The organism is Idiomarina sp. UBA4206, assembly GCF_002383015.1.
Lineage (GTDB): Bacteria > Pseudomonadota > Gammaproteobacteria > Enterobacterales > Alteromonadaceae > Idiomarina > Idiomarina abyssalis.
Genome location: NZ_DFTS01000066.1, coordinates 1 through 9,584 on the forward strand (window position 1 = coordinate 1; position 9,584 = coordinate 9,584).

10 protein-coding genes and 2 pseudogenes are annotated in these 9,584 nt (G+C 45.8%); 11 read left to right on the forward strand and 1 reads right to left on the reverse strand.

What is annotated here, in order from left to right:
• Positions 1 to 170: 170 nt before the first annotated feature.
• The 6 genes and pseudogenes from B3180_RS13230 (at position 171) to B3180_RS13255 (ending at position 6,656) form a co-directional block, all read left to right on the forward strand.
• On the forward strand, positions 171 to 1,787 hold the full coding sequence (locus tag B3180_RS13230) for an ATP-dependent nuclease (protein WP_278358636.1): 1,617 nt from the start codon (positions 171 to 173) through the stop codon (positions 1,785 to 1,787).
• Positions 1,788 to 1,860: 73 nt separating this feature from the next.
• On the forward strand, positions 1,861 to 2,415 hold the full coding sequence (locus B3180_RS13235) for a hypothetical protein (protein WP_273022802.1): 555 nt from the start codon (positions 1,861 to 1,863) through the stop codon (positions 2,413 to 2,415).
• Between the two features lie 100 nt (positions 2,416 to 2,515).
• Entirely contained in the window at positions 2,516 to 3,391 is an 876-nt protein-coding gene (locus B3180_RS13240) for an AbaSI family restriction endonuclease (RefSeq protein WP_273022804.1), read from the forward strand.
• A 151-nt stretch (positions 3,392 to 3,542) separates the two neighbouring features.
• Positions 3,543 to 4,778: pseudogene (locus B3180_RS13245) on the forward strand (acyl-CoA dehydrogenase family protein).
• On the forward strand, positions 4,771 to 5,856 hold the full coding sequence (locus B3180_RS13250) for a phosphotransferase family protein (protein WP_278358638.1): 1,086 nt from the start codon (positions 4,771 to 4,773) through the stop codon (positions 5,854 to 5,856). The pseudogene B3180_RS13245 and the gene B3180_RS13250 overlap by 8 nt, the downstream one beginning before the upstream one ends.
• A 29-nt stretch (positions 5,857 to 5,885) precedes the next feature.
• Positions 5,886 to 6,656 carry an SDR family oxidoreductase gene (locus B3180_RS13255; protein ID WP_278358639.1) on the forward strand — a complete coding sequence of 257 codons (771 nt, stop codon included), beginning with the start codon at positions 5,886 to 5,888 and terminating at the stop codon, positions 6,654 to 6,656.
• Between the two features lie 14 nt (positions 6,657 to 6,670).
• On the opposite strand, the gene B3180_RS13260 is transcribed toward B3180_RS13255, so the two are convergent.
• On the reverse strand, positions 6,671 to 7,126 hold the full coding sequence (locus B3180_RS13260) for a hypothetical protein (protein WP_278358640.1): 456 nt from the start codon (positions 7,124 to 7,126) through the stop codon (positions 6,671 to 6,673).
• 76 nt (positions 7,127 to 7,202) lie between these two features.
• Here B3180_RS13260 and B3180_RS13265 point away from each other — a divergent pair, with 76 nt between their 5' ends.
• The 5 genes and pseudogenes from B3180_RS13265 to B3180_RS13285 form a co-directional block, all read left to right on the forward strand.
• Positions 7,203 to 7,463 (forward strand): hypothetical protein, encoded by a 261-nt coding sequence (locus B3180_RS13265; protein ID WP_054487417.1) that lies wholly within the window; start codon positions 7,203 to 7,205, stop codon positions 7,461 to 7,463.
• An 11-nt stretch (positions 7,464 to 7,474) separates the two neighbouring features.
• Positions 7,475 to 7,879, forward strand: a complete 405-nt coding sequence (locus B3180_RS13270) for a hypothetical protein (protein WP_054487419.1) — start codon at positions 7,475 to 7,477, stop codon at positions 7,877 to 7,879.
• Positions 7,876 to 8,640: a 5-oxoprolinase subunit PxpA gene (locus tag B3180_RS13275; RefSeq protein ID WP_278358641.1), complete on the forward strand. Its 765-nt coding sequence runs from the start codon at positions 7,876 to 7,878 to the stop codon at positions 8,638 to 8,640. The genes B3180_RS13270 and B3180_RS13275 overlap by 4 nt, the downstream gene beginning before the upstream one ends.
• Positions 8,633 to 9,358, forward strand: a complete 726-nt coding sequence (gene pxpB, locus B3180_RS13280; protein ID WP_278358642.1) for a 5-oxoprolinase subunit PxpB — start codon at positions 8,633 to 8,635, stop codon at positions 9,356 to 9,358. Before B3180_RS13275 ends, pxpB begins: the two co-directional genes overlap by 8 nt.
• A pseudogene (locus tag B3180_RS13285) lies at positions 9,355 to 9,584 on the forward strand (allophanate hydrolase); the annotation flags it as partial. The gene pxpB and the pseudogene B3180_RS13285, both read left to right, overlap by 4 nt.

A 9,584-nucleotide genomic window follows, 5' to 3' on the forward strand; every position in this document is an offset into this window, starting at 1 on the left:
CCTATTTTTGGGGGAGAGGTCACTTGAAGAGGTACTCTATGAACAAGTACATTTTAGTTAGCGACGTTGCTTATTTTTAAATAAAAGATTTCTTAAACATGAAACAGAGCGATAAAAAGCGCGTGTGCACAGTATGTAAAATTTAAACTCAACAGAGGAAGCTGGGAACGATGAAGATATCAAGAGTCTGCGTAGATAATTTTCGCTCAATTGGAAACGCCGAATTTGATTGCAGCAATTTCAATGTTTTTGTTGGGCAGAATAACGCTGGAAAGACCAATTTTTTTGAGGCGATAGAGTGGTTTTTCAACGGGCTGTCAAAAAATAAGTCTATAAAAGATCTGCATCCAAATCGAGATACAAACAAAGAAATTAGCGTTGAGGTTAAATTTTCAGGCGCGCAGCATGGTGCCCAGAACATGCGCAATGAAGGCAATCGAGAAAAAATGCTCAAGGTTCTCGATGGTAGCGATACCCTCATCGTTAGAAGAACGAGTTTAGAGCCAACAAAAAGAAAACTTGTTATTGAAGGGGTTGAGTTAGAGAGAAATCCTGCAGGTTTCGATAAAGCATTTAATGACTTTTTGCCTAAGTTTGAATATATACACACAAAACAATATTTTGATGAGGTTGCAAAATATTCTGCTAAAAGCCCAATAGGAATAATGCTTTCTTCGGTTTTGGAGGAGATTCTTCACGATAATCCACAATACCGCGAATTTAGAAAAAAGTTTGATGAACTATTTGATGATGACGGGTCGCAAGTGAAAGTCGAATTTGACCGACTTGGTGGTAATGTAAAAACACATCTGGAAAAGCAATTTGCTGAATGCACTAAAGTTAGTTTTGAAGTGTCGAGTCCCGAATTTGAGGATTTATTAAAGAACTTCCAAACTCGTGTGGACGACGGTGTTGAAACTTATGCGTCTGAAAAAGGTGATGGTATGCAGAGGGCCTTAATGCTTGCAATTATCCAGGCCTATGCTGAATACAGGAAGGATCGTGAAGAGGCTGGAAAGTCATTCCTGTTTTTTATTGACGAGGCTGAACTGCATTTGCATCCAACAGCGCAAAGAAAGTTGAAGGATGTTCTTTTGGAACTGTGTGAAGACCTAGACCAAGTTTTTTTAAATACTCATTCCTCTGTTTTTGTTGCCGATGACCACCCGGATCAAACTATATACAAGGTCGAGAAAGAAGAAAGTATAACGGGTTTTAGATCTGTTGACGCCCTAGATAAGCCCTACGTCGTCTTTGAATTGCTAGGCGGGAGTCCTTCTGACCTGCTCCTCCCGCGAAATTTCCTGATTGTAGAAGGCCCTAGCGAGGTAGAGTTGCTTACCCGTGTGATTCGCCGATTCTATAGCGACAAGCCAGCAATACAGGTTATTGCTGCAGAGGGTGATACGCATCAAGCAAGACGCTCAATCAATGCGATCAAGAAGTCCTTTAAACCCCTAGAGAACTCTATGTTTGAAGAAAAAATGGTCGTTTTGTGTGATGCTCCTACACAAAATGCTCAAGCAGGCTTTGATGATTTTTTGAGGGAGTTTAAATCTTTTAACGATAGAGGTCAGATTAAAGTCTTAGAGAGAGGCTCTCTTGAGGAATGCTATCCGAACTTTGATGATTGGAATAGAACTGAACAGCAAGTCTCAGACATGTCTGGAAAGCAGAAAACGAAGCTTTCAAAAAGGGTAGGTGATCACATCACTAAAGAACAGTTTGAGAATGAAATGAAATCTGTTTTTGAGACCTTAGTTTGTGCATGGGAACGAGCGTTTTGAAAGTTAACAAGTCACGCGGATGCACTAAAATTGTGCTAGCACGTTTTGCCGTTAGATAAGCAAGGAAGCAACTATGAGCAATGATGAAGGAAAGCCATTAACATCCGAACATATTTTTAAAAAGTTTTTGTGGCGGCACTCTATAGCGGTCGGTGCAAGTATGGAGAAATTTACTACATGGACGGTAACAGGGTGCGCTGCGCTAATGGCGTTGACTGTAAGTAATTTAGAATCAATCGCTTCCATCATATTCGTCCCTTCACTGAAATTTTCAATTGTACTGTTTGTCCTATCCCTGCTATTCGGCATCGCTAGTAAAATGCTCGGTATGGCTTTGCAGTCTGGTGTTAGTTTACTAATTGATATGGAGGATCAACTATCTTCAGAAGCTGGCAAAGGCGTTATGAACTCAATGAATATTGAGCCCAGGCAGTTTGTTTATGATGTAGCTGATGCCTATTGGTGGCCGCTTTCAGTACTTATGAAAAAATCAGGAGAGGCTGGTATTAAAGACTATTTGTCAGCTGATAAGCGTCTTGTGAAAATGTTTTGCTTACAGCTATATACCAATTTAGTACATATACTTCTGGCTGCATCGGCAGTTCTAATGGTGACATTTTGCCTGTAAAATTCCTAACCAAGCCATTAAGTATGCTCCTCCGGCTTCTGGGCACGCAAGCCAACATTGTTTTTGTCGAGTGTTAGCACTCAATAAGGTTTCGAATACGATGGATAAAAAAGATTACATAATAAGGCAGCTAGGAAGAACCAAAAATAAAAAATATGAAGCTTATGTTGTTACAAGAATTATCCACTTACTGAATGACTTCAGTATTAAATTTGTGACCCAACAATACGTCACTAGACCCGAAGGTAGAGCACTAACCGATTTATTCTTTCCGCAGTTTGGACTGCATATTGAAGTTGATGAAGGGCAGCACTTTAAATACGACAACATTAAAGCTGATAAAATTCGTGAGGCGGATATCATTAATGCAACCGGTCATGATATATCACGCATTGATGTGACTAAGCCACTTGAAGATATTAACAATCAAATTGATAACGTATTGGCAAAGATAAAGGACAGGAGAAATGATGAATCATTTATCCCATGGGACATTGATGCTGAGTTCGACTCAAAAACTTATATCAATCGAGGCTACATTGATATTGCGGATAACGTTGCATTTAAAACCATAAAGGATGCATGTAATTGTTTCGGCCACAATTACGCGGGTTATCAAAAGGCTGGAGCAACTCATCCAGATTCAGACGTTATGCTGTGGTTTCCAAAGCTATTCCCAAACGGAGAGTGGGATAATCAAATCTCGGATGATGAAGAAGTAATTATTGAACGAAATGAAGATAACACTAAGGCAAAAAGTCATGTGTTAAGTCACATTAATGACTCAAAGACCCACAAACACAAGCGAATTGTCTTCGCGAAGGTACGAGGAAACCTTGGGGATATCTTGTATCGATTTAGAGGACAGTACGAGTTAAATATAAAAGATAGTAGCCCCGAAGTCGGTCTTGTTTGGAGACGCACTAAAACAAGGGTCGATACTTACCAAAGCAAAAATGCTAACAAGAAAAGTTAACTCGAACTGAAAAAACTGCAGCACGCTTTTTACGTTCAGCTATTTGCAGCTTCCCCAAACTCAAACCACTCATTTTACTCCCCAACTCTGGTTGTACCACCAACACTTTCAAGTCTACAATGCTGTTAACTATTCGTTGGGAGCGTGCATTATGGACTTTTCCTACAGTGCGAAAACAAAGGACTATTTGGCGCGGCTAGATGCGTTTATGCGCGAGCATATTGAGCCGTATGAAAACCAGTATCAGAAAGAGAATTATCGGCTGAACAGCACGCCGAACTGGCGCGAGTGGCAGGTGCCGCCGCGGGTTGCTGAGCTTAAGCAGTTAGCGAAAGAGCAGGGGCTTTGGAACTTGTTTTTGCCCGACGAGGAACTGGGCGCTGGCTTAACGACGCTGGAATACGCACCGCTAGCCGAGCGCATTGGGCGAAGCCTGTTAGCTCCAGAAGTCTTCAACTGCAATGCGCCCGACACGGGCAATATGGAAGTGCTGTATCACTTTGGTGATGACCCACAGCAAGAGCAGTGGTTAACACCGCTTCTAAATGGCGACATTCGCTCGGTGTTTTGTATGACCGAACCCGATGTAGCCTCCTCTGACGCCACCAATATGCAAACCACCATTGTTGCCGACGGCTCCGACTGGGTTATTAACGGCCGTAAGTGGTGGAGTACCGGTTTAGGCCACCCTGACGCTGAAATTGCCATTGTTATGGGGCTCACTGACGAAGACGCGGAAAAGCACCATCGCCACTCTATGGTGCTGGTGCCGTGAAACACCCCTGGCGTTAATATAGAGCGCATGCTGCCTGCGTTAGGCGAGTACGACGCGCCTTATGGTCATGGTGAGGTGGTGTTCGACAACGTACGCGTTCCGAAAGAGAACATTATTGTCGGCCCCGGTGCCGGTTTTAAAATTGCGCAGGGGCGTTTAGGCCCGGGGCGTATTCATCACTGTATGCGGGCTATTGGCGCGGCAGAGCGGGCGCTGGAGCTGTTCATAGAACGCGGTGCGTCGCGCATTGCCTTCGGCGAACCGTTATTGAAGCTGGGCGGCAACAGCGAGCGTCTGGCAGACTTGCGTGTCGCGATTGATCAAGCGCGTTTACTGACTCTGCATGCAGCCTGGCAAATTGACAACATTGGCGCCATGAAAGCCATTAAAGAAATATCCGCTATTAAGCTGGTAGCACCGAGTGTGCTTCAAAAAGTGGTGGATGAAACCATGCAGCTGTTTGGTGGCGCTTCTATGTGTCACGACACACCATTACCGGGGTTACTGACTGTGGCTCGTTCATTACGTATTGCCGATGGACCCGATGCGGTTCACCGTGCGACCATTGCAAAAAACGAATTAAAACAATGGAAAGGGCGCACCAATGACTGATCCTTCATCCGCCGTAGTTGACCAGGCGAGTGACGTACGCGAAGAAGAAACCTTACCAATTGAGGCATTAGATAACTGGTTGGCAGAGCATATTGGTGATGAGCTGCCTGAAGACCGGGGTACGCTACGCATTACTCAGTATACCGGTGGTGTGTCTAACTGGACTTACCGATTAGATTACAACGGTCTGGCTTTGGTTTTGCGCCGCCCGCCAGATGGCACAAAGGCCAAGTCAGCCCACGACATGGGTCGTGAGTTCCGCCTGCAAAAACGCCTGAGACCAGAGTTTCCACACGTACCCAGAATGTTGGCGTATTGCCGTGACGAGTCGATTATTGGTGCTGAGTTTTATGTTATGGAACACATTACCGGTATTATCCCGCGTAGGAAGTTTCCAAAAGGGCTGGACTTAAGCTCTGAACAGGCCCGGCAGCTATGTACGAATGCACTGGATAAACTGATAAAGCTGCACCAGGTAGATTTAGACAGCACTGGCCTACGCAAAATTGCAAAAGGTAAAGGCTATACTGACAGGCAGGTGAATGGTTGGTGTGGCCGTTACGAAAAAGCAAAAACCTGGAATGTGTTCGGTGCGGGTTCGGTCATGCGCTGGTTGCAGGAAAATAAGCCTGAAAACGAAACCATTTGTCTGGTTCATAATGACTTTAGGCTGGACAACCTGATACTCAACCCGGAAGACCCAACTGACATTATCGGTATTCTGGACTGGGAGCTGGCGACCTTAGGCAACCCGTTAATGGATTTAGGTAATTCGCTGGCGTACTGGATAGAAGCGGGCGATGACAAAGTGGCGCGCGCAACCAAACGCCAACCGAGTGATTATCCGGGCATGCTAACGCGCAAAGAAATTATCGATTACTACTGCGAACGCACTGGCACCAAGGTGGAAGACTTTGCCTTTTATGAGGTGTTTGGCTTGTTTCGCTTGGCGGTTATTGCGCAGCAAATTTACTATCGGTACCACCATAAGCAAACCAATAACAAAGCTTTTAAGAACTTCTGGTTCCTGGTGAATTATTTGCTGTGGCGCTGCCGTCGCCGTATCGCTAAAGCTTAACGAATTATAATAAAAAAGAGAGCTCAACAATGCCGCAAGAACGGAAGACTATTTTAATTACCGGTGCCAGCTCTGGCTTAGGACAGGGCATGGCGCGTGAGTTCGCCGCAGAAGGTAAAAACTTATGTCTGTGCGCCCGCCGTTTAGATCGCTTAGAAGCGCTAAAAAACGAGCTGGAAGACAAGCATTCTGGCATAACTGTCAGCATTAAAACGCTGGATGTAAACGCTCACGAAGACGTATTTCGTGTCTTTCAGGAGTTTAAACAAGAGCAGGGGCACATTGACCGCTTTGTTATTAATGCGGGCATGGGCAAAGGCGCGGCGTTAGGTACGGGTTACTTTGAGGCTAACAAAGCCACGGCAGAAACCAACTTTGTAGCGGCGCTGGCGCAATGTGAAGCGGCTATGGAAATTCTGCGCGAGCAAAAGGGCGGGCATTTGGTGACTATTTCGTCCATGAGTGCTTTCCGTGGTATGCCACGGGCCATGACGGTGTATGCGGCAACCAAGGCTGGTTTGGCGTCTTTAACCGAGGGTATTCGTGCGGACTTAATGAAAACCTACGGCAGCAACAGCCCAATTAAAGTGTCGACCATTTATCCGGGCTACATTCGCTCTGAAATTAATGAAAAAGTGAAAAATACGCCTTTTATGGTGGATACCGAGACAGGTTGCCGACTGCTGGCGAAGGCCATTAATAAAGAGCCAGTAAAAGCCTATGTCCCTTACTGGCCCTGGGCGTTAATGGCGTTCTTAATGAAACGTCTGCCGCTTAAATGGGTGTTAAAGCTGGCTTAATCCGAGCCAGCGTTTTACTCAGAGCCAGGGCACACGGCGTCGCCACGGGTAGAAACCTGAACCGACAGAGATTGGCTGACGCCTTGTGCATCGTTAAACAGAAATACTGGTTCGACTAAAAACATGTCGCCGCGTTTTCCGTCGTGGTTTATCTCGAGTTTCTGATCAGCCAATTCCAGTTTAATGCAGCCTTCGTGTTCGGTGGTCATAATGCGTTGCCATTTATCCGGCTGCGGCTCATGTAACCAAATTTCATAGCCTTTCCATTGCGTATTTTCACCACGCTCACACCAGTAGCTATGAGCTTCTAAAGAACCGTCGTCGGTTGTTACTATTTGCTGTATTTCACAGTCTTCCTCGTGGGGGAGGTCAGGTTGCATGGTGGTCTTCTGATAAATAACAGCGCTACCAAGAATGACGATAACAGTAATAATAATAGCGCTCACGCCGAGCAGAATTTGCTTTAACATATGGCTCCAGAACCTGATACAGTATAAGTTCTTAGTATAAAGACAATAAATATAAGAACAATGACTTGGGGGAAGTATGTGGCAACGTGTTTTGGCATTACTGATTCTTATTGCGGGCCTGCTAATGGCTGTTTTGGGTGTGGTGAGTGACAACGATACTAATGTCAGGCTGTCGGGTGCGGTCCTGATGCTGATAGGTATTATCTGGCTTTATAAGCAGCCGACTTTAAAATCGCTGAACCGCACTGATAAGCCAACGTTAAAATGGTATCAGTCTCCAATTCTTTGGGTTCCGGTTATCGCAATTATCCTTTTTATTATCAGTCTGTTTATGTAGGAATCTAAGTAATGAACATAGCAAAACGAATTGTTATTTTAGCAGGCGCAGTCGGCTTATTTTTCTATACTGCAGAGCAGGAAGAACTGATTACATTGATTGCGAACTTTGATCTGAGTTGGTACAAGTTAGGAGTTCCTATTGCCTGGGGGCTTGTCCTTGGTGGGCTGGGAGCCTTACTTCGATTGCGCTCGCTTATCTCATGGATGGGGCCGGTAACCTTGGTTGCCAGCGCCATAACGACTATGGGACTCATTGGTGCAATTGCGGTATTTGCTAAACACCAGTTGATAGTACTAAGTTTACCGCCATTACAGCTAGCTTCTGTTGGTATTGGTTTGTACTTGTTTGGTGTGGGGTTAACCAAGCTAATGGGTGATATTGAAGCCAGAAAGTCTGAAAAAGGTAAGGAATGAGCCGTCAAATTACACTAAACAGTGATATTGGAGAAAGTTTTGGTGCCTGGACAATGGGGGCAGATGATTTGATCATGCCCCACATTGACTGCGCCAATGTGGCTTGTGGTTTTCATGCGTCGGACCCCCTGACCATGCTAAAAACGGTTAAGCTGGCAAAACAGCATAATGTGACCATAGGAGCGCACCCGGCGTATCCTGATCTTGTTGGTTTCGGGCGACGTCACATGAAGTTAAAACCCGACGAAGTGACGGCATTAATTCAATACCAGGTCGGCGCTCTGCAGGGCATTTGCGCCGGACAGAAAACTGAAGTGAGTTACGTGAAGCCGCACGGAGCACTTTATAATGACATGCTGAGCGACGGGCAGCAGTTTGATGCGGTCTGCGAAGCTATCGCTGCATTGCAGGACGACCGCCATGAACCTTTACCGTTAATGGTTATGGCAACCCCTGAAAACGATGCCTGGCGCCACCGTGCACAAAAATTTAATGTCGAATTATGGTTTGAAGGTTTTGCTGACCGCGCTTATGACGACAACGGGCAACTGCGCTCACGAAGCAATTCTGATGCCGTCCATGGTGACCCTGAAACCATGTATGCCCAAGCTGAGGCTTTTGCTAACGGTCGTGCTATTGAGAGTGTATCTGGTAAGTCGTTGCAAATTGAAATCGATTCTCTTTGTGTTCACGGGGATAATCCAAAGGCGATAGAAACAGTGGAGAAACTGCGGGATATCGTCCGAAAAGCTTATGACTAACTCTGCGAGTAAAGCGTCTAACTTTCCAAAACTGGTTTCTGCCGGTGCCGATGCCGTTATCGTGTATTTGGGTGAGGGCATCAGCGTTTCGGTTAACCAACAGGTTCTTGCAGCGGTTAAAGCGGTAGAGGAACAACTGTCGGACGTGGTGCTGGACTTAGTGCCGTCCTATAACTCTTTAATGGTGTATTACGATGTTCTGCGCACCAATGAGCCGGAAATACGCGAACGCCTGCGTAAAACCCTAAGCGATTTAACCAGCGATGACCGGGAACTGACCGGCAAGCATCATCGTATTCCGGTTTATTATGACGAAAGTGTCGGGCCGGATTTAGCCCGCATTGCAGAGACAAACAATTGTTCAGTGGACGATGTGATCAAAGCTCATACTGAGCAAACCTATCGTGTGTACGCTATGGGCTTTGCGCCGGGGTTTGCTTACCTGGGTGAGGTTAACGAGAAGATCAGAACGCCCCGTTTAGATAACCCCCGAAAACGTATTACCGCAGGCAGCGTTGCTATTGCCGAAAGCCAGACCGCAGTTTATCCGTCATCGTCTCCCGGCGGTTGGAACATTATTGGCCGCACTTCAACGCAATTGTACGACCCGTCCTCCGGGACCATCAGCCCATTTAATGTGGGTGATGAAGTGGAGTTTTACTCGGTCAGCAAAGAGCAATTTGTTGATGACGGTGGCGACACGGAGGCTTTGTCATGATGCGTATTATTGAGCCGGGCATTCGCGCAGCCGTTCAGGATTTCGGACGCTTTGGCTATTTGTCGAAAGGCCTGACCCGGGGCGGACCTATGGATGAGCATGCGTTTTTATGGGCAAACCGGCTACTGAATAATGATTTTAATGCCGCACAAATAGAAGTTACTTTGGGTGGCTTTGAAGCAGAATTTGACTGTGACTGTCAGTGTGCTGTAACCGGTGCTGGTGT

Coding starts and splice junctions, on each gene's coding strand:
- B3180_RS13230 (WP_278358636.1), top strand. CDS start 171: ATGAAGATATCAAGAGTCTGCGTAGATAATTTTCGCTCAATTGGAAAC.
- B3180_RS13235 (WP_273022802.1), top strand. CDS start 1,861: ATGAGCAATGATGAAGGAAAGCCATTAACATCCGAACATATTTTTAAA.
- B3180_RS13240 (WP_273022804.1), top strand. CDS start 2,516: ATGGATAAAAAAGATTACATAATAAGGCAGCTAGGAAGAACCAAAAAT.
- B3180_RS13250 (WP_278358638.1), top strand. CDS start 4,771: ATGACTGATCCTTCATCCGCCGTAGTTGACCAGGCGAGTGACGTACGC.
- B3180_RS13255 (WP_278358639.1), top strand. CDS start 5,886: ATGCCGCAAGAACGGAAGACTATTTTAATTACCGGTGCCAGCTCTGGC.
- B3180_RS13260 (WP_278358640.1), bottom strand. CDS start 7,126: ATGTTAAAGCAAATTCTGCTCGGCGTGAGCGCTATTATTATTACTGTT.
- B3180_RS13265 (WP_054487417.1), top strand. CDS start 7,203: ATGTGGCAACGTGTTTTGGCATTACTGATTCTTATTGCGGGCCTGCTA.
- B3180_RS13270 (WP_054487419.1), top strand. CDS start 7,475: ATGAACATAGCAAAACGAATTGTTATTTTAGCAGGCGCAGTCGGCTTA.
- B3180_RS13275 (WP_278358641.1), top strand. CDS start 7,876: ATGAGCCGTCAAATTACACTAAACAGTGATATTGGAGAAAGTTTTGGT.
- pxpB (WP_278358642.1), top strand. CDS start 8,633: ATGACTAACTCTGCGAGTAAAGCGTCTAACTTTCCAAAACTGGTTTCT.